This window comes from uncultured Sphaerochaeta sp., assembly GCF_963676625.2.
Taxonomy (GTDB): domain Bacteria; phylum Spirochaetota; class Spirochaetia; order Sphaerochaetales; family Sphaerochaetaceae; genus Sphaerochaeta.
Window position 1 is genome coordinate 807,468 of record NZ_CAXXYB010000004.1, and the last position, 21,906, is coordinate 829,373.

At 40.7% G+C, this 21,906-nt stretch carries 17 protein-coding genes; 9 read left to right on the forward strand and 8 right to left on the reverse strand.

What is annotated here, in order from left to right; genetic code table 11:
* Window position 1: 1 nt before the first annotated feature.
* Window positions 2–1,522 (reverse strand): FGGY-family carbohydrate kinase, encoded by a 1,521-nt coding sequence (locus tag ACHZBG_RS06810; protein WP_320128698.1) that lies wholly within the window; start codon window positions 1,520–1,522, stop codon window positions 2–4.
* Window positions 1,523–1,735: 213 nt separating this feature from the next.
* Here ACHZBG_RS06810 and ACHZBG_RS06815 point away from each other — a divergent pair, with 213 nt between their 5' ends.
* The 9 genes from ACHZBG_RS06815 to ACHZBG_RS06855 all read left to right on the forward strand — a co-directional run bounded on the left by ACHZBG_RS06815 (window position 1,736) and on the right by ACHZBG_RS06855 (window position 10,168).
* A complete protein-coding gene (locus ACHZBG_RS06815) occupies window positions 1,736–2,689 on the forward strand; it encodes an isocitrate lyase/PEP mutase family protein (protein WP_320128699.1) in 954 nt (317 codons plus the stop codon).
* Between the two features lie 9 nt (window positions 2,690–2,698).
* Window positions 2,699–3,685 (forward strand): isocitrate lyase/PEP mutase family protein, encoded by a 987-nt coding sequence (locus tag ACHZBG_RS06820; protein ID WP_320128700.1) that lies wholly within the window; start codon window positions 2,699–2,701, stop codon window positions 3,683–3,685.
* A 2-nt stretch (window positions 3,686–3,687) separates the two neighbouring features.
* The gene (locus tag ACHZBG_RS06825; protein WP_320128701.1) at window positions 3,688–5,031 is read left to right on the forward strand and encodes an ABC transporter substrate-binding protein; all 1,344 of its coding nucleotides are present in this window, start codon (window positions 3,688–3,690) and stop codon (window positions 5,029–5,031) included.
* Window positions 5,032–5,088: 57 nt separating this feature from the next.
* Window positions 5,089–5,955 carry a branched-chain amino acid ABC transporter permease gene (locus tag ACHZBG_RS06830; RefSeq protein WP_320128702.1) on the forward strand — a complete coding sequence of 289 codons (867 nt, stop codon included), beginning with the start codon at window positions 5,089–5,091 and terminating at the stop codon, window positions 5,953–5,955.
* Window positions 5,952–6,941: a branched-chain amino acid ABC transporter permease gene (locus ACHZBG_RS06835; protein ID WP_320128703.1), complete on the forward strand. Its 990-nt coding sequence runs from the start codon at window positions 5,952–5,954 to the stop codon at window positions 6,939–6,941. The genes ACHZBG_RS06830 and ACHZBG_RS06835 overlap by 4 nt, the downstream gene beginning before the upstream one ends.
* Window positions 6,938–7,687, forward strand: a complete 750-nt coding sequence (locus tag ACHZBG_RS06840) for an ABC transporter ATP-binding protein (RefSeq protein ID WP_320128704.1) — start codon at window positions 6,938–6,940, stop codon at window positions 7,685–7,687. The genes ACHZBG_RS06835 and ACHZBG_RS06840 overlap by 4 nt, the downstream gene beginning before the upstream one ends.
* Entirely contained in the window at window positions 7,684–8,397 is a 714-nt protein-coding gene (locus ACHZBG_RS06845) for an ABC transporter ATP-binding protein (RefSeq protein ID WP_320128705.1), read from the forward strand. Before ACHZBG_RS06840 ends, ACHZBG_RS06845 begins: the two co-directional genes overlap by 4 nt.
* Window positions 8,398–8,439: 42 nt before the next feature.
* Window positions 8,440–9,420, forward strand: a complete 981-nt coding sequence (locus tag ACHZBG_RS06850) for a phosphoglycerate dehydrogenase (protein WP_320128706.1) — start codon at window positions 8,440–8,442, stop codon at window positions 9,418–9,420.
* A gap of 106 nt (window positions 9,421–9,526) precedes the next feature.
* On the forward strand, window positions 9,527–10,168 hold the full coding sequence (locus ACHZBG_RS06855; RefSeq protein WP_320128707.1) for a GntR family transcriptional regulator: 642 nt from the start codon (window positions 9,527–9,529) through the stop codon (window positions 10,166–10,168).
* A gap of 86 nt (window positions 10,169–10,254) precedes the next feature.
* Here ACHZBG_RS06855 and ACHZBG_RS06860 read toward each other — a convergent pair whose 3' ends face one another.
* From ACHZBG_RS06860 to ACHZBG_RS06890, 7 genes are all read right to left on the reverse strand, one after another.
* Complete coding sequence (locus ACHZBG_RS06860; protein WP_320128708.1) at window positions 10,255–11,334, reverse strand: NAD-dependent epimerase/dehydratase family protein; 1,080 nt, start codon at window positions 11,332–11,334, stop codon at window positions 10,255–10,257.
* Window positions 11,335–11,430: 96 nt separating this feature from the next.
* Window positions 11,431–12,723, reverse strand: a complete 1,293-nt coding sequence (locus tag ACHZBG_RS06865) for a UDP-glucose/GDP-mannose dehydrogenase family protein (RefSeq protein ID WP_320128709.1) — start codon at window positions 12,721–12,723, stop codon at window positions 11,431–11,433.
* Between the two features lie 254 nt (window positions 12,724–12,977).
* Entirely contained in the window at window positions 12,978–15,632 is a 2,655-nt protein-coding gene (locus ACHZBG_RS06870; protein ID WP_320128710.1) for a hypothetical protein, read from the reverse strand.
* Entirely contained in the window at window positions 15,625–18,126 is a 2,502-nt protein-coding gene (locus ACHZBG_RS06875) for a reverse transcriptase domain-containing protein (protein WP_320128711.1), read from the reverse strand. The genes ACHZBG_RS06870 and ACHZBG_RS06875 overlap by 8 nt, the downstream gene beginning before the upstream one ends.
* A 168-nt stretch (window positions 18,127–18,294) precedes the next feature.
* Window positions 18,295–18,753, reverse strand: coding sequence for a HEPN family nuclease (locus ACHZBG_RS06880; RefSeq protein WP_320128712.1), 459 nt, complete (start codon window positions 18,751–18,753; stop codon window positions 18,295–18,297).
* Between the two features lie 442 nt (window positions 18,754–19,195).
* Window positions 19,196–20,476: a caspase family protein gene (locus ACHZBG_RS06885; protein WP_320128713.1), complete on the reverse strand. Its 1,281-nt coding sequence runs from the start codon at window positions 20,474–20,476 to the stop codon at window positions 19,196–19,198.
* Window positions 20,477–20,781: 305 nt separating this feature from the next.
* Window positions 20,782–21,903, reverse strand: coding sequence for a DegT/DnrJ/EryC1/StrS family aminotransferase (locus ACHZBG_RS06890; RefSeq protein ID WP_320128714.1), 1,122 nt, complete (start codon window positions 21,901–21,903; stop codon window positions 20,782–20,784).
* Window positions 21,904–21,906 lie beyond the last annotated feature (3 nt).

Here is a 21,906-nt window from a genome sequence, read left to right on the forward strand (position 1 = left end):
TCTACAGATTTTTGATTTGGTCCCAAAAAGGATCAAGGGTATCGAGCAACTGCAGATAGAGCTGGTATCTCTTGTCATAGAACTCTTGTCTGGCTTTATTGGGTCGAATGATCTTGCCCACTTTCACCATTGCTTGTGCTGCTTGTTGGTAGTTCTCGTAATCCCCGGTGGCAACTCCGATATTCATTGCACACCCTAGAGTCCCTGTTTCCTTTACTGACACGACCTCAATCGGAAAATGCATGACATCGGCAAACATCTGGACCCAAGGCCTGGAATTTACAACGCCCCCTGCAAGACGGATATTTGGTGTCTTTGTTGACTTTCCTTGCAATAGTTTTTCCAGATGATACCTATGGGAAAAGGCAACTCCTTCAAAAACGCTCTTGAGAAGATGAGGCCTCGTGTGGTAATACGAAAGGCCGATGAAGCAGGCTTTTGCATTGGGGTGTACATTGCTTGCCATGATAAAGGGGAAATAGAGAGGATAGGAATCATCGTCTGCAATACGTTCAATCCAGGTATCCAATTCTTGGTAGACGTCCTTGCCTTTTTGCTTGCAGTCCTGGGTAAATTCTTGCAATAGGGTTTTTACACACCATTCCAGGTTGACCGCCGAGGTAGGGCTGCTCTCTTCCTCCAAATAATACGCGGTGTCGCAGAAAATGGAGGTCATTGCCACCGTATGATCACCTATGGGTTTCTTACTGAGAAATTCATTGATGCTCCAAGTACCGCCAATCATACAGATGGGTTGCTCGTCGGTAACCTGCAACGCAATGGCGCAGGCATCAATGTCAAACATACCGCCATATACAGGAGTCCCTGGTTCAAGTCCCGTAATTCTGGCAACATCTTCAGTTATTGCCCCACAAAAATCAGTGGAAGATACAAGAGGAGGAAGATTCAAGAAAAATTGCTCAAGATCGAACAACCTGAGCAAATCCTTGTCATATTGCTTGGTATTGAGATTCACTAGATTTGCCCCAGAATAATCCGTTAACTCAGCATAGGCCTTTCCTGTAAGGATAAAGCGGATATAATCCTTGCATTCAAAGATCCAGCCAAGATTTTCCAGGCTCTTTGGTTCAGTATCCTTCAGATAGGCAAGCAGGCAAACCGCTTGGGGTGCCATGATCTGCTGGAAGGTTTTCCCGTAGACTTTTTCCGCAGTACCATCAGCTTTCCATTTGAGAGGATATTCCCAGGCACGGTTGTCACTGGACAGAATTCCATATCTTGCAGGTTTTCCTTGTTTGTTTACCAGATACAGTCCTTTGCCATGACCGCAAACAGAAATTCCTACAATATCCTTGGCGTTGATCTTGCTTTTTTCGAGAACCTCCTTGATTACCCGATAATTGGTTTCCTGCATTTGCTGCATATCGATCTCGGCATAGCCAGGTTGCCTGGCGAACATCGAGGTCGAACAGGAGGCACTCGAAATTTCCTCTCCTTCTTTTGTATAGATACAGGCCTTGGTTCTTGTTCCACCATTGTCGAGTCCTAGATAATACCTCATGCAAAACTCCTCCCTCTTTTTATTATTTCCCGAAAAACCGTGAAATGACCAGCTTAATTTACGCTATTTAATTTATGGAAATTTTTGTTGTCAACTGGATAATTCGGTTGTATGATAACTAATATTGCTAAAGTATACAACAAGTTTTCTAGATGGAGTACTCAATTAGTTGAGAAGAAATGTTTGCATTAACTGTAGGAGGTTGGTATCGGTATGTCGAGCAAAAAAACGTTGAAAGAGATTCTAAACGAAACTAAAAAGTGCTTTTTGGTTCCCTGTGTGTATGATTGTGCTTCAAACAGAACCGTGGAGATGTGTGGTTTTCCCGTCAGTCTGCTAAGCGGGGGGGAAGTATCCATCAGTCTCAATGGTGTAATTGATTATGGTTTTACCAACTTGACGGATTTGGAATGGGTAGTCAGCCGTGCTTCCGAGACCAGTTCCATACCTTTGATTGCTGATATTGAAGATGGTTTCGGAGGACCGTTGGCTGTCTATCGTTCAGCAAAGCGCCTCGCGGCGGCAGGAGCGGCGGCCATTCAGTTGGAAGATTCTGCCGATATGGAAGAAAGTACTTCCATTCTGCCGAGAGACAAGTATCTTGCGAAAGTGAAAGCTGCCATTGAAGCCCTGAAGGGAACAAATTGCTTGCTTATTGCACGCACCAATGCAGATCCAGATATTCCCCAGGAGATGGAGGAAGGTTGCGAAAGGCTCAAGGTTGCAATGGAAATGGGTGCTGATATTGCAATGATGGTAAAGATTACCACCTACGAAACTGCCAAGAAAATGGCAAAAATTGTTCCTGGCTGGAAGATCTTTGCTGATGTCCGGGCCGATAACGGCGTCCCCGCTGTCACCATGGAACAACTCACGGAACTTGGTTTTATAATGTGTTCCACCCATTACACGATGAAGGCCGCAATGGAAGGAATGCTGGAACATGGTCTTCAGAATTACAAGAACCAAAGCGTTGCCTATACATTCACCCATGCATCAGGAACGGGAAAACCTGATTTCAGTGCTTCTCCCCTCTTTGCCCCCCAGGATTATCTTGAATTGGAAAATTCCTTCACCGGTTCTGACAAGGAATATACCATTGTCGGCCACCATGTGGATGGGTATCCGGCGGAATTCAAGAAGATTGACATCAAAGACAGACTATAGGGGGACAAAATGGAATTGGCTTCAAAACGATTACGTACCATGATCCAGGACTCCAAGGTTCGCATTGTCCCAGAATTGCACGACTGTGCATCTGCCAAGGCAGCGGAGATGAATGGCTTTGAGGTGATCATGGTCAGCAGTGGCGATCTTGCCTGTGCCTTGACCGGAATTCCTGATTTGCAATTGCTTTCGATCGATGATTTCTGCCAGGTCTCTGATCGTATCAGCAATATGACGGATATGCCTCTGATCATCGATGCAGACGATGGTTTCGGACTTGGACGTGGACTCAATACCTACTATGGATGCAAACGAATCATGAAAGCCGGAGCCGCCGGAGTCTTGGTCACTGATACAAGTGAACTTGGGCGTAAGGGGCAACTCTCGATAGAGGATGCGGTGCTTCGTTTCAAGGCGGCAAGGGAAGGTCTGGATGCAGACGGAAAAGCAGGCTTCCTCATTGCACGCTGTGATACGAACCCGGAAGAGGATTTTGAGGAATGTGTCTCGCGCATGAAAGCATACATGGATACTGGAGCTGACATGATTTGCATTCTTTGGATGCATAAGGTCAAAGGTGACAAGTATGAGCTTTGCAAGAAGCTCAAGGAGGCTTGTGACTGTCCGATGTGGTATCCGGACCTTTGTGGAAAAGCTCATGATTCCAATGAGATTTCCATGAAACAGCTTGCAGAGCTCGGAAATTACAAACTGGTCGGAATCCATTATTCGATGCATGCCGCAATGCTGGCAATGCTGGATGTCGGCCGTCATGTAATGCTGGAGCAATCGAACGATTATGTGGATAGCCATTTTGATGCTACTGGTTTCAAGTGCTTCACCACGATGAGCATGTTTGGTTTGACCGATAGAACCTGGGTGGATTTGGAAAATCGCTATGTGGAAAATCCCCAGGACTCCATCGCCCAACGAAACTATGACTATTTTGTTCGTTCCAATGATGTGTTTGATCCTGAGAAGGAAAAAGGAAGGTAAAAATGAAAAAGAGAGTGTTGGTATCTGCTGTTGCTATCCTGGGGCTGGTTGTCTCACTGATGGGATGCAGCAAAAGCGATTCCCCTGCGGCAACGAGTTCTGTTGCCACTACGGTCAAAGCTCCCGCTTTGAAGACTGAAAGTACGGGAAAGGATACGGTGAGGATCGGAGTCCTGACAGATCGTTCCTCAGCTGCAGCCGCAACAGTCGTATGGGCTGAAGCCGGTGCTGAATTGGCCGTCAAGGAGATCAACGAGGCCGGTGGCATCAATGGAAAAATGGTTGAGTTGGTGTACAGGGATACAGCTTCCGACTCTGCCAATGTTGCACAGAAAGCAACCGAATTGAAGTCGGCGGGAGTGCTTGCCATTCTTGGACCAAAGAGTGATGGAGAGGCACCTACGGGAGCGCAATGGGCAAACAACAATAAGTTCCCCATGATCACTCCCTGCACGATGAACACCCGGGTTACCATTGAAAACGCTTCCAAGTATATGTTTTCTTGCGGTTTCAACGCCTGGGCCATTGCAAACATGAATGCCTACTATGCAGCTGACAAAGGCTACAAGAGTGCCTATTTCATTGGAAACGACGGTGGAGCTTCAGGAGATAGCCGGGATTTCTTCTATAAGAAGCTTGGTACGGGATTCAAGAACATGGGATCAAGTCAGGTTGCTTCGTCCTCCACTGAATTCTCCACGATCATCAGTTCAATCGTCGGAAAATCGCCTGATGTAATCATTGGTGCCGTAGCCGGACCCAACTTTGTATCTTTGGTCAACCAAGGGCAGCAATTCGGTCTTTGGGATCAATGTGATTACCTCGGTTGGTATACGTGTGACTCCACCAATACCACTTCTTTGGCCCAGGCAAAGAACTATCCCTATGGAAAGGTCCATGGCATTGATTTGTGGCCGTTCTGGAAAAGTGAAATTCCCGGCAATGACAAGTTGGTCCAGGACTATCACGATCTTGGCGTAAAACTGTACAACCATGAAATCTTCCCGTCAGATATGGGTTACACCTGGTATATCGGCATCAAGGCAATTTGTGCTGCCCTCCAGGCAACCGATGACTGGACAGCTGAAGGCGTGACCAAATCCTTATCCACCGTCAGATTCGATACTATTTATGGAAACGATCTCGGTTTCAGGGATTTCGATCACGTGATGAACCATGCCTACTACTATGTTACTGCTGTCGAAGACAAGAGTGGCAAGTGGACAATACCAATAGGTGATGTCTACAAAGTGTTCGATGGTACTGAAGCTCTGCCGACTAAAGAAGAGATGCAGACATATGCTACCGAGCACAACTACAAGTTTGTGGATCTTTCCACCCTGTAATTGACTGGACAAAAGGGGACCGCACCATAGCGGCCCCCTACATTAGTGGAGTTTAAGATGTCTTTATCATATTTTCTGCAAACGCTGGTCACTGGAATGGCCAGTGGCATGGTCTCCTATATGATGGTTTCCGGGATGTCACTGATAATCAGTGGCATGAACATGGTAAATTTTGGGCAGGGTGCTTTCTTTGTGCTGGGGACCTATCTTACCTACACCCTTGCAGCCCAGTTGAATTTCTTTGTCGCCTTGCTGATTGTGCCTGTCATCGTAGGCTGCTTTGGTTGGTTCGTCGAGCGTGCTGTTCGTCCCTTATTCGGGAAAAACATGCTATACATCATGCTCTTGACGTTCGGTGTCGCCTACATGGTATGTGATCTGATTGTCATGTTCTGGGGGTATTCGATCAGGCTTTTGGTTCTGCCCAGGATTCTCAAGGGCTCCATTGCCTTCTTTGGCATCAGGTTTCCCATATATTACATTTTCATGATTGTCGTAGGTTCCGTGATTGCCTTTGCTTTTTGGTTCATGATCAATAAGACGAAACTCGGAATGCTGATGCGTGCAATTATCAATGACCGTGAGATGGTGGCTTGCCTTGGAGTGAATGTAAACAGGTTGTTCTCCATCATGTTCATGATCGGCATGGGAATTGCAGGTCTTGGAGGTGTAGTCAATGCACCCATAACCGGTATGAGTCCGAAGGAGGGCCTCTCCGTATTCGGCAATATCATGCCTATCCTGCTTATCGGTGGTATGAGAAACATGAACGGGTGTCTTCCTGCCGCCTTGATGGTCGGTTTGGCCAATGCCTTTGGAGTTATTGTGTTTCCACAATACTACAACCTGATCCCTGCTGCCTTGATGGTCGTCTGCATGTTCATCAGACCTCAGGGAATCTTTACAAAAAAAGAGGCATCATGATGATTACTACTTGGAAAAATCTAAGCCAGACCAAACGAAACAAATATATCGGGATCTTTACCTTTGTCGCAATCTTGTTGGCATCCCTCTCTTCATCTGACTCCATCATCGATTTCCTTTGTCGTCTGGTATGTTATATGTTGTTTGCCGAAGCCGTGAATATCATTCTTGGGTTTGGCGGGTTGAGACCTCTGGGACAAGGTACCTATTTTGGATTCTCTGCCTATTGCTACCTGTTTCTGGTCGTACGGGCTCATGTCCCTTTGGGAATGGCATTTCTTTGTGCCTTGGTCCTGACTCTCTTGTTATCCGCTTTCATCGGATACCTGAGCTTGAAGACCAATGATGATCTGGCTTTTGCATTCATGAACATGGGTATCAATGTGTTCCTATGGACTTTGGTGCAGAAGATGCAAATTGTCGGTAGTGACACTGGTATTACCGGGGCTGTCCGCCTACCCTTCGCTACGGGTGTACGGGCAAACTTCTATGTTTGTTTTGCCATTTGTACCATCTGCATCATAATCATTTACTTTTTCTTTCATTCTCCCTTTGCCACCGTATTGAAAGGTAGCCGTGAGAATTTGGAAAGACTGACCTTCATTGGGATCAACACCAGGAATGTGCGTCTGGTGGCTTATATGGTATCTTCCTTTTTCTGTGCAGTTGCCGGTTTGTGCTATGCCATGAGGAATATGGGGGCCTTTCCGACGATGCTGTCGTCCAATACTTCTCTCGATGGTCTGATCATGTGCTTGATCGGAGGAATGTACAGCTTCTTCGGCCCCTTGTTGGGTGCTTTGATCATCACTGCAATCAATGTGTTGCTTCCGATCTTTACCATGTATTACCAGTTCGTTCTTGGAGCTATCATCGTACTTTGCGTGTTGTTCCTCCAAGGTGGATTGCTCCGCGACAAGGTGGGCAAGGAACTGGATGATCCGAAGAAAAAATATGTAGTGACAGGAAGAGAGGTGGCAAAATGAGTGAACCAATTTTGCGAGTTGAGCATCTGAATCGTTATTTTGGGGCGCTGCATGCCACCGATGATGTGTCGTTTGAGGTCCCGAAAGGACAGATTCGTGCTGTTATCGGACCCAATGGTGCGGGAAAAAGCACGCTCATGGATTTGATTTGCAACCGTACCACCCCCAATAGTGGCAAAGTCTACTTCAAGGGTGAGGATATCACGGGACTTGCACCTTACAAGATCGTACGAAAAGGTATGTGCAAGTGTTTCCAGATTACCCAGATCTTTTCGAACCTGACAGTTTTTGAGAACGTGCAAATCGCTCGCATCAACATGGGAAAGAAGGTTTTTGACTTCCGGGCAAAAAAAGACAATTTTCTGGAGCAGGAAGTGAATGAATTCCTTTCCTATGTTGGCATCCAGGATAAGGCGAACAGTATCTCGGGGTATCTCTCCTATGGGGACCAGAGAAGACTGGATATCGCTATTGCCCTCTCGATGGAACCAACCCTGTTGATTCTGGATGAACCAGCGGCAGGGGTTGCCCGCGAGGAAGCCTATAAACTGATGGACCTTGTAAAAAAGCTAGCCAAGGACAGGGACATGACCATCTTGTTCATTGAACACGACATGGACATCATCTTCAACTATTCTGATGTAATTTCTGTCATGAGCAATGGAAGTTTGATTGCTTCTGATACTCCTGCGAACATCAAGAACAACGACTTTGTACAGAAAGCCTATTTGGGGAGTAATAAATGATACTCGAGATTAATAAACTTAACTCCTATTACGGGAAGAGCCACATTCTTTTTGACCTGAACCTTCAAGTTGAGGAAGGACATACGGTATGTATGCTGGGTCGTAATGGTGTAGGTAAATCCACGACGATGAAAAGTATCATGGGATTGCTCAATCCCAAGAATCACAACCTGACAGAAGGAGAGATTCTTTTCGAGGGAAAGAACATCGTGGGAATGACCTCCTACCAGATTGCACAGCTCGGCATTGCCTATGTCCCCCAAGGTCGTCATATCTTCTCCTCCTTGTCCACGAAAGAGAATTTGTTGATCTCCAAGCGTATAGGTGTCGATGGATCGAATACCTGGACGTTGGATCGCATCTATGAATTGTTTCCCCGGCTGAAGGAACGCGAGAGTTCCAAGGGAGGAAAGCTATCTGGAGGAGAACAACAGATGCTGGCCATTGCTCGGGGCTTGATGCAGAATCCAAAATTGCTGCTGCTCGATGAGATTACCGAAGGCCTTGCCCCTATCATAGTGCAACAGTTGACAGAGATCATCCAAAAATTGACAAAAGGTGAAGTGACGATTCTTCTTTCTGAGCAGAGTATCAAGTTTGCCCTGTCTGTCAGTGAAAAAAGTTACATCCTGGAAAAAGGGACTGTTGCGTACTCTGACACAACCTCCAATCTTGGAGAAGAGGTCCTCAAAAAATATCTTGGGGCATGACGAAAAGCCTCCCGTTCGGTAAATACTTTTAAGGAGAATGATGTGAAAAAAATTGTATCTTTTTTTGGTGATGACAACGCTATTTTCAGGGAACTCAACCAAGAAGCTGAAAAATATGCGGCTTCTCTTGGTCTTGAATATAAATGGGTTGTCGAAAAGCCTTATGACCAGGCCTCGGTAATCGCAGAACTGAAAAAGGCTGATGCCGGAATAATAGACATCGAGCCGTATGGAGAGACGGTCTTCAAGGAGATCCATCAAAATTGCAAAATTCTGACAAGGTTTGGCGTAGGCTATGACAAAGTAGATTTGAAAGCTGCTTCCCAGTACCATATTGCTATTGCTCGCACTACAGGGGCAAATACCCTGGGTGTAGCCGAGATGGCACTGACGCTTATGCTTTCTGCCCATAGGAAACTGAAGCAGAACATGAATCTGGTCTCGGAAGGGAATTGGGAGAAAGACGTCACCAATGAGATTTCTGACAGCACCATCGGTATTGTCGGGTATGGCGCAATAGGACAAACCGTGGCCAAGTTGCTCCAAGGTTTTTCTTGCAAGCTCATCGCCTATGATCCGTATCCAAACAAGGAAGCCTTAAAACAGAACCAGGTGGAGTTGGTCTCCTTGGAAGAATTATTCAAGCGATCGGATTCCATTACGGTACATGTGCCCTACTGCACGGAAACCCATAACTTGATTGACAATCGTCTGCTCTCTTTGATGAAACCTACTGCGGTGATCGTAAATACTTCACGAGGGAATATCATCAAGGAAGCCGATCTATATACGTGCTTGAAAGAAAAAAGAATTTGTGGGGCCGCCCTTGATGTCTTTGCAACCGAACCACTGCCTACCAGTAGTTCTTTGCTGGAGTTGGACAATATCATTCTGACTCCTCATGTCTCCAGCCAAACGAGGGAGTCACTTTGGAGAATTTACAAGATGGCCATCGACATTACCAGTGATTTCTATCTTGGAAAAGACCCGGGAACCATTCTCAATCCGGATTATCTGGTATAGTGGAATGATTCTTTGCCGATAAGTTTTTCTTGAGCCCAGTCGGGTAAAGTATTACTATATGGCAATTGTTGTGATAATAAGATACTATTTTTTTTTGGGGATAAAGATGACAGGTAAAGTAAATGCCAATTTGAAGAGACAGGTGTATGAGACAATAAAAGAGAAGATCATTACCTGCGAATATAGACCAGGAAGCGTCTTGACCGAAGCCTATTTGACCGAGGAAATGCAGAATAGCCGTACACCGGTACGGGAAGCTGTCGGCATTCTGGAATCAGAGGGTTTTGTAAAAGTACTTCCCAAGAAAGGTATTTTTGTCACTGATATCCTTTTAAGTGATGTAATTCAAATCTTTCAGGCCCGTTTGGAGATTGAACCTTTATGTATCAGGTTGGGGAAGAACAATTTCTCAACGGAGGAATTGGAGGTCTGGAAGCAACGTTTTGAAAGTCCGACGATGGATGACTTGAGTGATAAGGAACTTGATTCCAAGATGCATATGGACCTCATAAGCAAATGCAATAACAAGTACATCATCGCCATGATGAAGAAAGTTTCCGACCAGAATAGGCGCATCATAATTTGCAGCAAGAATAATTCCAAGCATATCATCGAGGCGCGACATGAACATGTAGAGATTTTGGGAGCCTTGATCGAGGGTGATTTCGAGAAGGCTTCTATCTTGATGCGTGAGCATATAGCCGATTGCCGCCAAGCAGCCATGGACTATTTCTATTCGGCCCAGTAGTAGTAGAACTTCAAGACCATTTTGCACAACCTCCAAGGAGCATGACTCGTTGGAGGTTGTTTGTTTTCAGAAAGCGATACCCTCTCCTACTTATAATATGATTTGAACCAAGCAACAAAGGAAGCGAGACCCAGCGAAAGAGGAGTACTCGGTTTGAAGTCAAAGTCCGCTATTAAGTCAGAGACATCCGCATAGGTCTGGTAGACATCCCCAGGTTGCATGGGAAGGAATTCCTTCTTGGCTTCTTTACCGAGACACTGTTCCAGCGTCTCGATAAAAAACATCAGTTTCTCTGGCTTGTTGTTCCCTATGTTGTAGATCTTATATCTGTCTCCATGTTCATTGGGAACAGGAGGATTACACAGTATATTCTCCATACCTTGTACGATGTCATCGATATAGGTGAAATCGCGGTACATGTCGCCATTGTTGAATATCTTTATAGGCTCCCCTGCCATGATCTTCTTGCTGAAGGAGAAATACGCCATATCAGGTCTTCCGTAGGGGCCATAGACTGTAAAGAACCGCAACCCGGTAGAAGGAATACCATACAAGTGCGTATAGCTATGGGCCATGAGTTCATTCGACTTCTTTGTAGCAGCATAGAGACTTACAGGGTTATCCACTTTGTCTGAGGTAGAGAACGGTATCTTGCTGTTCATGCCATAGACTGAGCTGGAAGATGCATATACCAGATGGGAGACATGGGTATGCCTACAAGCCTCCAGGATGTTCAAGAACCCCACTAGGTTCGACTGCAAGTACGCATACGGGTTATCTATGCTATAGCGCACCCCGGCCTGCGCAGCGAGGTTTACCACCACTGAAGGTGAATACAAGGAAAACAGGTTGTCCACTGCTGTTTTGTCGGCTAGGTCCCCTTCTACAAAGGTAAAAGAACCAGAGGAGGGAGAAGAGGCAGGAAGAGAGGAAACAGAAGAAGAGGAGGAGGAAGAAAGAAAAGATAAAGAAGAAGCAATTGAAGCAAGCTGGTCGAGACGAGCTTGCTTCAAGGAAACATCGTAATAGTCATTGAGGTTATCGAAACCGATTACCTTGCAGCCAAGTGACAACAAGCGCCTGCAAAGGTGAAAACCAATAAAGCCAGCGGCTCCGGTTACCAAATAGGTCTTTGTAGTATCGAAAGGTTTAAAGTCTGATCTCATGTATGTATTATTTCATTTTAAAAACAAAAAAGGGAAGACACTTATGGTCTTCCCGTATTAAAAAAGCTATGTATGTATGGAATCAAGTCAATTATTTCATCTTCCTATGGAATAATATTCAACTCCGGCTGTTTTCATTGCAACGGGATCAAACAAGTTTCTACCGTCATACACCAAGGGTGTACGCATGAGTTGTTTGAAGGCCGAAGGAGCAGTAGAGCGAATCTCCTTCCAGTCAGTGAATATAAAGCATACCTGCGCATCTTTGAGAGCCTCAGAGACAGTAGGTGCATATTGCATGGAAAAATCATACTGTTTCCTGCAGTTTGCTTCGGCAATGGGATCGAAGGCTGTAATAACGGCTCCTTGCTCGAGGAGCAAGGGGATGTTATATAAGGCTGGTGATTCCCGAAGGTCATCAGTCCCTGCCTTGAAAGCAAGCCCTAGTACCGCTACCTTGATGCCGTTGAAGGTAATCATCCTGTTGCAGGCTTTCTTGTATAAAACAGTTCGCTGGGAGGTATTCACAGAAACAGCAGCAGCGACAGTCTGCAATTTGTAGCCATGTTGCTTGGCCAGGTATTCCAAGGCCTTGGTGTCCTTGGGAAAGCAACTGCCTCCGTACCCGATACCAGCTCGTAAATAACGAGCTCCGATACGGTCGTCGTAGGCCATTCCTTTGGCTACGTCTTCTATGTCTGCCCCTACCAACTCACAGAGGTTGGCCAGGTCGTTCATATAGGAGATCTTCAAGGCAAGGAAATCGTTGGCTGCATACTTGCTCATCTCGGCACTACGGCGTTTCACGGTAACAATGGGAAGGTTAAATGGTGCATAGACTGTGCGAAGCACAGACTCTGCATGGGAGCTTTCAACTCCGATAATAATACGTGCGGCATGCATCATATCATGAACTGCGGTTCCCTGGGCAAGGAATTCAGGGTTGGAGGCTACCTCGACACAGACTTTATTGACCAAGGAATCTTTTATGAACTGCTCAACCTTGTCGTTGGTCCCTACGGGTACTGTTGACTTGACTACCACCAGGCAGTCATGAGTGACGCTCTCTGCTATCTGGCGAGCTACGGTAGCCACATATGTGAGGTTAGCAGAGCCATCGGCAAGCTCAGGAGTACCGACTCCTATAAAGATGACATCGGCTCCTGCATAGGCAGAAGTATAGTCTGTGGTGAAATGCAACAAGTTAGAAGAGAGTCCTTCCTTGAGAAAGTCTTCAAGACCTTCCTCATAGATAGGACTTACTCCACTACGAAGCAGTTCCACTTTCTTTTCATCAATATCAACACATGTTACGTTATGCCCTACATGGGCAAAGCAAACTCCGGCAACAAGACCAACATAGCCAGTACCAGCAATGGTAAGATTCATGGGAGACTCCTGACAATTTCAATTATAATAAATAATTTGAGATGCAATTTCAAAATAGTATTTGCAAGCCTCTGTAATTATTGTACAGCTTGCCTTTAGCTTGACCTAGCTTCGCTGGAACGGTCACGGAAACCAAAATCCTATTGAATAATCGATCACAACTCTTTTTCAGTATAGAAATACTATTTATTTTCTAACATGATTAAGTTACAAAAAAACAACCAGAAAAGGAGTTCTTTATGAGACATCCATACTTATTGAACTTCATCTTGTTTGATGAAAAGTGAATAAACCCTAGCTTTATTATAAAAATCAGGTCTTAGCCAGTTTTTCTTTGGCTGATTTATTTCGCGAATGATCAAATAGTATTTTTGGTAACTTCCATCCAAATAGCGTGCTTCAGAATACACTAGTTTTAATTGCTTACAGACTTCCTCTGAAGTCTTTGGAATTAGCTTATCGAAATGTTCATTAACAATTATATTTTTATTTTTTACCTCAGAAAGAAACTCTTTTATTTTTTCTTTTGCTTCCTCAGTGTAGTATAAAACTCTCACTTCGATTATGGGAGAATTTTTATTAATTATATCTTTCACTTCGATTATGGGAAAATTTTGGTTAATTGTATCTTCCACTTCGATTTCTTTGTTATCTGAAGGCTTAAGACGATAATAACACCTATACTTTCTAAGGCAATCTTTAACTCCATTAATATAGAAATCCAAAGCATTTATAACAGATTTACCTGTGATTGAGTTATCAAAAATAAATATTATTTTGTGAATCTTTTTATCTTTATAACTATATAAGTCTTGGCTTATATCCAATACCGCACCACTATGTGCAGATTTCACTCGATATGGATTATTCAAATACTTCTTGCATACCTTCTCACAAGTATTTCCAGTCAAGCCATCACTATCTTTAAAAACTATAAGTGTTTCTGGGTTGATAATTTCGGAATTTAAAGATTTGTCAGATTTTAAGAAATTAAAACTCAACCATGGAATTTCATTTATATAAAGAGAAAAGAAAGCTTGAATTTTTTGATTATCCAGAATCCCAAATCTGTAAAAATGATATAAGATCTTCATACAAAAGAAATCATTTTGATTACAACAAATCAAAGGCAATCCTTCCAATAGGCCATCAGATTGTGACTCCATTCGTTTAAGAATACTATTCAAATGAATTTGATTAATTTGTTTAAGGTCTTTCTCCTGAATAAGTTTTTTATTTAACTCTAAAATTAAATTATTCAGTTGGAATATAATATTACACTCATCGCCCACATAATAGTATTTCTCATCCTTCTGAATTACAAATAAACCATCAATAAAATTATGACTAGATGATTCAATATTATTGATGGAAGCTGAAGGTATTACTATACTCTGATCATCACTTAAGAAATAATCTTGACCTTCAGAGGTTAACGATTCAACAAGAGTATTTGGATAATTGTCCAAACCCAAATTCTCAGGAGCAAATTTGTTAACATAAGAAATAATTTCTTTTTTGAGATTCAATTGTATTGGATAAATCTGTAAACTTTCTATACTTTTCGTATCAAGATTATCTATGAACGTATCATTAAAACTTCTTAACATCTCAGGAAGTTTCTCTAGATTTTCTTTTAAATACTCTTTTATGATAATGTTCTGAAAACAAACATCAGGTTTTTCACTAAAATTAAAAACGCATTCAGGCAACAAGTCACCATTCAACTGGTACAAAAAAGCAAACAATCCAAAAGTCACAAAATCAAGGGAGGAGCCCTTCACGATACTCATATAAAAGGGCTGTAATTGAGCACAAAAGTCATATAAATTACTTGCATCAACAGTTCTGTTTTCAAACACTGATTTTGTATCAGCTTTAGAAAATAAATTTACTGGGCACAAGTCTTTATTTGCTGATCTTACAAGGGTATAATCTGAGTAAAATAAATTCCTGTATCCATCATTAAAAACAAGCTTTGTTAATTGAAACCGATTTTCAATTTCCTCGCTCTTCATCACATCTTTAAATGAAACTAGTGTATCTCTTTTACCTAATTCTCTTTCGATAAAATACCCAATAACCTTGCCTTTCCCATTGTTCTCCTCTTCTACATTTTTATTACCACCAAAGTATTCTTTTACATTCGAACGAATCAGTACCTTTGAAACTCCTTTATCAAAGTTAAAAAGGATAATTACATGATTTGCATTATAGTTTTTTTCCCAATTCTTATTTTGGTCAATTTGTGTGTGATAACCAAGAAACCTCAGGTTGCAATGCTTTATCAATAATTGCAATTTGCTCAAATCATTGTTGTTTTTGGTTATTCTGAAAATTTCCAAAGCTAGATAAAGCGTCTTGATTATTGCTGTTTCTAATACACTGATATCTTGCAATAGGTTTTTCCTAAGAATAAAATCAGCTAAGATATCATTAATATGGAAATAGGCCGTATTTCCGGAATCAACAAGTCCAAATACAAATCTTATGCCAAAAAGCATATCAGAGAACTTGTCGTACACATCAGCAAAATGAGTGTCTTTATAATCAGCGAATGTAGCCCCTCTTAAATCATTCAAAAAATGCAATAAATCGACATATTTATCTCTAGAGTCCACCGGCAAATTCGCCTGTGCAATTTGCTCAAATGCTCTTTTGAAAGCTTCTTCGTAAACCTGGAATAGAGTTAAGTCTTCATCTCCATCGCCTATAGTACAATTACAACAAGCTTTCTTTGTTAACTGAAAAAAGAATTTGGAGATCAATTCCAAGTTTTCAGAAACATCAGTTGAACTTAATGAAGAAATTTCAAAATAGTAACTATTGATTGTAGAGTTAGAAATTTTTTTTGGTAGATACAATGATTTTATATAAGCAACAAACTTAATTCTAAGCTCTTTATTCATTGTCATTTCTCCAAAGATAAAAAGCTTTTATAGTCTCTTTTTCTTCATCTTCCAATAATTGACAACTGAGGAAATCAATGTATTTTGAAAAATAAGCGTCATACTCAGGAATCAATATCTTTTCCTTTTTTATAGCCTGGTACAGAATTGCTAGAAAATTCTTGAAATTTAAGGAGTTAATAGGAATAACTGAAAAATCAATGTCAGGACAAATACTTGACAAGTTTTTGAAATTGTCAAAAAAGTATTCATAGAACTTTATAAATATACTTCCTCTTCCAACAGATGAGCTCATTACTGCTTTCTTATTTGAAATAAAATAAGCCTTCCTATACGCTTCATGAGTATAGCTATTGAAAATTGAAGGAACTGCATCAATATCAGAATATTGTTCTAATAACAACTTCATGTTTTCTTTTATTTTAACATCAGTTAGCATTATATTTGAATTTATCTTAAAACAATAATTGAATGTATTTTTCCGAAGTACTCGGTCTTTATCTTCTTGATTCATTGCTTCAATAGAGTGAAATAACAATGATTTCTTTTCATTAACCTTCAGCCCATATCGTAACAGGTAGTTTTTCAGAGAAATGCTGAAATCATCAATTCGCAAAGAAGGTCCTGCAATAAAAAAATCATCAACATACCTAATTAAATCAAAATCCGCAAATTTGGGATTGTCTTTGAAAAAACTTGTGATTATTTCGTCAAGATAGATTTCAGCAAGTATCCTTGCATAAGCAGGGCCTTGAGGCACGCCAAGATTTGTTACACCTTGGCTAATTTTCCTCATTAACTTATCATTATAATCGCATAGGTATTTAAAAATATTCTTTTCTTCTTTATAGTCCTTCAATCTTTTTTCAACCACTGAGATAATACTTCCTAAATTGACAGAATCATAAAAATGGCTCAAATCTAAAATACAAATTCCGTATGAGTTGAAAACGGGAATCTCAATATAAGTCTTAATCCTATCTAAGTACAAAGACCATTGATAAAACCAGTTATAAAACACATCCCCAGAGTTAAAGTAAACAGGAATATAACTATAGGAGTATTTTTTTTGATTACTCATATTTAGTTTATAACTCAGTTGTAAGGCCAAATTCGTTGTTACTACCCTGTCATGAACTGATAATGAAACCATCAACCTTTCTTTTTCGGATTCTTCTCTATGATAAACGATAAAATTTTGTTCAATATCTTTATATTGAAAAAATCCTGACTTTATTTGCGTCAATTCTCTATCATACTCAGTCTGTTCGTACTTATTTGGATTATCGATCGAATTAAGAATATTAATAGATAATACTTCATCGTTATATCGAAAATAGGTTTGCTCTTTAGAAAAGGTATCCAACACACTATTTTGCAGTTTGGAAAAGCAATTTTGGTCAGTCTTTATTTCTTCGTCAGTGAACCCTAGCTTCTTACAAAGAATTGAATATCCTGTTCTTTCATCTGCACTATTTTTGCTTACACCATATTTGGAATTTAAGTAAGAGATGGTAGCTGGGTGATAGCGGTTGTAAAACTTATCATAATTTTTTTCGAATTCTCCCTGATCATATACTTCTAAGTTTTGGAATATACCTTTTGTTATTTCCTTAGCATCAACAAATGGTGAAAAAGTACCAAGAACCACAAGAAAATCCTCTGAATTTGATATTCCTTGTCTAAAGCGTGAAAAGATTAAGGCAAAAACTGGAATTGTTTCCAATTCTTTGATTATCATTGCACAATCCATTTCTTGGAATTTATTCGGGATTGACCTGGAATACAATTTATATTTTCGAGTACAAGCAACTGCTACTTTAACATCATTTAAAGCAAAACGTTCAAGCACAGCGTCTGAATCGTTGAGACCGTATGACTGTAATATTTCAAGTTGTCTAAAAAAAGATACTTTCCGATCAACTTTAAGTTCATTTTCATCAGAAAAGAAGAACGACTGCCTTCCATTTATATGAACCGATAAAGGTATCTTTACTTGTTTTCCTATCCTTTTGCCCGATATAGTTGAACATGCAGGGAATTTATCTAGTCCATACTTTGTTTCATCAAAATCAACTTGTGAAATGATTTTTTTTACTAAATTAAATCCTGCATCCTTGGAGATTATCTTATCAAAAATAAGCCAAATATGAATTCCTCTTCTTCCTGAAAATTCTGTGAGATACTGTAATTGCATGTCTGACAATACAGAAAGTGTAGGCTTGATACAGTCGTTGTAAAGTCCAGATATATTTGGATTTATCTTATCATGACAATCAAAATCCAAGCAAATCCATCTGATTTTTCCCATGGCATTTTGTTGATAACATCCAAAAGACTTTTTTTTCTCAAGCATCAACCCAATAATTGAGCTAGTCATTGGAAGATATTTTGTTCTATACAACCCATCAGGACCCTGCACAGCAAATGCATAGCTATTAACAACAAATAAAGAAAAGAGTTTATCTGCAAGTTTATTAATTATATCATCCATCTATATTCTCGATTTTGTTCATATCGGAAGGCACCTTTCTATTATATAAATTAATATCCCCTTCAAAAAACAAATACAATGTAACTCAACAGTATCAAGTTCTCAATCGGCAGTAAGCGTCCATTGGCTATTTAATGTGAAAATTCTACCTAGTGCCTATATATAATGCTAGCTTAAGTATGTATATATTTTTTCCATAAAATGAATAATTCCATCTTGCTTTACATCAAATTCAATTTTTGCTGTTTCGTGAATATTATCAACCTTTCCATCTCCACAAATAGTTACTTTAACAATTTCATTCTTATTCTCTATTTGTTCAGTATCGAATTTCACATTTTGATTTCCATTTTCTCGCCAATGAGCGAGGCCATTGCGCAAACAATGAAGAAGGACCTTGATTGATATCATCGGATGACTATAGGTAATATGTACTGCTTTGATTTCATCTAGATTTACAGTACATCCCTTTAATGAATGGTACCAATGAGATTTAGGTAGCATAATCGTTCCAAATAAAAGGTTAATTTGTAAAGTTGTAGAATATTCATCATCTTTTAGCTTCTTTGCTAATTTTATTGTTCTTTCAACAAAATTTTTTTCAGGTTTAATCGGGTTATATTCCATAATCAATCCTTTTTTTAAATAATACACATAACATTTCGAAAATAGCCAAAATTACCTGAAGAGCAATTTTGACGAAGCGTGGAAGTTCTTTCTGATGCCATTAATGCAGCTGACAATTCAAGAGCCCAAAGAAATGCACAATTATTGTCGAAAATCAGAACGGTTATAATTATATATATAAAGTATCATAGTAAAACACTTCTTCAAGATGTGGAATTTGTAGAAATCCTATCTATATATAATACAGGTCACTCAATTCTCAAAGGAATAACTTGGGGAAGGCTACGAAGTCTATCAAAATTCGATTTCATCAAACTCACAATTTCACTGGGGAACAGCCTACCAGTATTTAAAAGTTCAATTCGGTCAGAATGGAAACGCAAGCTGATGTAACTGTCCGTGAATGACACATCACAATATGAAAGATCACTGGGATCATATTCTAGCGAAACAATAGTCTCGTCTGATGCTTCTCTATTGCATCAATGATTTTTTCAATTTTTGGAGGATTTTTGAGAACCAGAAAAAGAGAATCAATAGTCTTTTCAAGAATTCCGTCAATCGCGTCAATAGTATATCCATCGCGCAATTTGAAATTATTGGCTTTCTTTTCAAGGATATATTCTGTTGGGTCATCTTCAGATTGATCAATGGTTACCTGAAAATCAAAATCAAGGCAGGCTACAGTTCCGACTCCTTCGGAAACTTCAGTCTTAGGAATTTGACTGCGTTTATACTGAAAGGAATCCTTAGCTCCGATTGCAACAGCTCTTACCGCGTCCTCGATGAGAGACGATCCAATTTTAAACACAAATTTTTGGGTAGCTTGGCTTTTATTCTTAGGGACTTGATGACTTTTCCTTATAAAACCGGGAAGTTGGCTAATCGAACCTTCAACCAGGCTACGAATTTCAATTGCCTTGACAATCATTTCTTGGGATTCTGGCACTCTAAAGTGACATGAAGCATCTACAACGATGAAATCCCCATTGTCCTTGCCGAAACGCTCTGGGCTTTGCAAGCGTTTTGGGGTAAACATAATCCTAGCATCATAGGATGTTTTGGCAACTAGATACGCTTGAAGAGCACTGCTTGTCACGACACCATTTGAGTAAACCTCGGAGGATGCCTTTCCATTCAGTACTTCAAGAAGATGGTGAGTCCATATCCCATGTTTATATGTACTCGAATGCGACGAAATCTCATTAGAACCACAGGCAGCAAAGCCTATAAGAAAGGTATCGGACCAATGCTCATAGATTAGCGCTGTAGTATCGAAGATTGGAATTGCATCTCGAACCCCAGACATCGAAAGTCCTGCATGGCAACAATCAAGAAAAAGGACTATTTGCTTACACCTTGATCTTTCAAGAATCGAAAGAATATCGTTTATTTTAAAGCATGTAGTTTCAGGTGAATCTTTTGATGAATCATAAAATGTAATGAAATTCTGTGAGTTATAGCTCAAGCCATGACCGGCATAGTAAATGTATATACGATCACCAATGTTGGCGAAATTTGCAAAATTGCTAATCTCTTGTAGCACAACACCTTTCACTGCCTTTTCACCTAAAAATGTCTTTGATTGCGAGTCTAAAAGTCCAAGTTGCCTGAATGCATCAGCGATTTCCTTTGCATCAGCTTCTGCATAGCTCACTTTATCAAATGAGGGATTGTAATATTCTTCTACACCAACTGAAATCAAATAGCTCTTTTCTATCATTCTTGCCTTATCCTTTGACTGTAATCAATCAGACCCCGCGAAAAGAGCTTACATAGCATACTTAATTAGTTTACTTTATGCATTGTACCTGATTTCAAAGGTTTTTGTGAAAAATGTGGAAATTCCGTCTGATACTGATATCTTTTACATAAGGAAGCTTTAGGATTTCTCCATAATTGAGTTGAATTCATCCATCAAAAATGGTCCTCCAGGGGTAAAGCTAAAAATTTCAGTTGGAAAGATTGCTACCTCAATCAAACAGAACACTGTCACGCTAAGAACGCATAGAATTGAACTGAAACAGTTTAAAAACTCTTTCCTATTGCGTTAGCTACAATATGACAATCACCCTCTTGCATATAGGGATGCAACGGAAGCGACAATACTGTCTGACACAGCCTTTCTGTTATTGGACAAGGGACATACTGCTTTAGTCCCTCAAACGCTTTCTGTCTATGCATGGGCTTTGGATAATAAACCATTGTAGGAATTCCCTGTTCTTTCAAGGATGCTTGGATCTTGGTTCTTTGGTCCTCAGATTCAACTTGGATAGTATATTGTGCCCAACTCGAGTTATACCCTTCAGGAATTACAGGAATCTTGAATATCCCTTCAAGGGCATCGTTATACCATAAAGCTGCTTTGTTAATGTCTTCAAGTTCATATTCCTTGAAAGCCTGAAACTTTACCAGAAGGACCGCGGCCTGGAGAGTATCAAGACGGGAATTCCAACCTATGCGAACATTGTCATATTTGAAGGTGCCCTTGCCATGAACCCTGAGAGACTCAAGCAAAGCAGCCGTTTCGTCATCGTTGGTAAATATTGCCCCTCCATCACCATAACACCCCAAGGGCTTTGCAGGAAAAAAGGAAGTCGTAGCAGCGTCCCCGAATGAACAAGCTCTTTTTCCATGACACATTCCACCAAACCCTTGGGCCCCATCTTCAAGAACTTTAAGACTATGGGATTTTGCAATCTTGTTAATTGCTTCATAGTCCGCAGGTAATCCAAACAAATCCACAGGAATCACAACCTTGGGTTTCAACAAACCTTCCTGTTCAACTGCAAGTATGGCAGCCTCAAGACTTGAAGGATCCATATTGTAGGTATCTGGATTGACATCAACAAAGACTGGTGTAGCGCCTTCGAAAGAAACAACCTCGCCGGTGGAAAAAAAAGTAAAGTCAGGAACGAACACCGCATCCCCTGGTCCGATATTCCAAGCCATCAACATCATGGATAAAGCATCGGTCCCATTTGCACAAGTTATACAATGCGTAGTTCCAACATACGAAGCAAGTTCAGTTTCAAGCACTTTAACCTGTTTCCCACTGATGAAGTTGCAATCTGTCATTACTTCGGTTACAGCCTTATCCATCTTATCTTTTAACACCTGATATTGGTGTTTCAAATCACGAAATTCCATTAT

Bases quoted from the DNA above. Each gene is read 5' to 3' on its own strand.
- ACHZBG_RS06840 (WP_320128704.1), top strand. From the start codon at position 6,938: ATGAGTGAACCAATTTTGCGAGTTGAGCATCTGAATCGTTATTTTGGG.
- ACHZBG_RS06830 (WP_320128702.1), top strand. From the start codon at position 5,089: ATGTCTTTATCATATTTTCTGCAAACGCTGGTCACTGGAATGGCCAGT.
- ACHZBG_RS06815 (WP_320128699.1), top strand. From the start codon at position 1,736: ATGTCGAGCAAAAAAACGTTGAAAGAGATTCTAAACGAAACTAAAAAG.
- ACHZBG_RS06875 (WP_320128711.1), bottom strand. From the start codon at position 18,126: ATGGATGATATAATTAATAAACTTGCAGATAAACTCTTTTCTTTATTT.
- ACHZBG_RS06855 (WP_320128707.1), top strand. From the start codon at position 9,527: ATGACAGGTAAAGTAAATGCCAATTTGAAGAGACAGGTGTATGAGACA.
- ACHZBG_RS06860 (WP_320128708.1), bottom strand. From the start codon at position 11,334: ATGAGATCAGACTTTAAACCTTTCGATACTACAAAGACCTATTTGGTA.
- ACHZBG_RS06870 (WP_320128710.1), bottom strand. From the start codon at position 15,632: ATGAATAAAGAGCTTAGAATTAAGTTTGTTGCTTATATAAAATCATTG.
- ACHZBG_RS06880 (WP_320128712.1), bottom strand. From the start codon at position 18,753: ATGGAATATAACCCGATTAAACCTGAAAAAAATTTTGTTGAAAGAACA.
- ACHZBG_RS06835 (WP_320128703.1), top strand. From the start codon at position 5,952: ATGATGATTACTACTTGGAAAAATCTAAGCCAGACCAAACGAAACAAA.
- ACHZBG_RS06885 (WP_320128713.1), bottom strand. From the start codon at position 20,476: ATGATAGAAAAGAGCTATTTGATTTCAGTTGGTGTAGAAGAATATTAC.
- ACHZBG_RS06890 (WP_320128714.1), bottom strand. From the start codon at position 21,903: ATGGAATTTCGTGATTTGAAACACCAATATCAGGTGTTAAAAGATAAG.
- ACHZBG_RS06825 (WP_320128701.1), top strand. From the start codon at position 3,688: ATGAAAAAGAGAGTGTTGGTATCTGCTGTTGCTATCCTGGGGCTGGTT.
- ACHZBG_RS06865 (WP_320128709.1), bottom strand. From the start codon at position 12,723: ATGAATCTTACCATTGCTGGTACTGGCTATGTTGGTCTTGTTGCCGGA.
- ACHZBG_RS06845 (WP_320128705.1), top strand. From the start codon at position 7,684: ATGATACTCGAGATTAATAAACTTAACTCCTATTACGGGAAGAGCCAC.
- ACHZBG_RS06810 (WP_320128698.1), bottom strand. From the start codon at position 1,522: ATGAGGTATTATCTAGGACTCGACAATGGTGGAACAAGAACCAAGGCC.
- ACHZBG_RS06820 (WP_320128700.1), top strand. From the start codon at position 2,699: ATGGAATTGGCTTCAAAACGATTACGTACCATGATCCAGGACTCCAAG.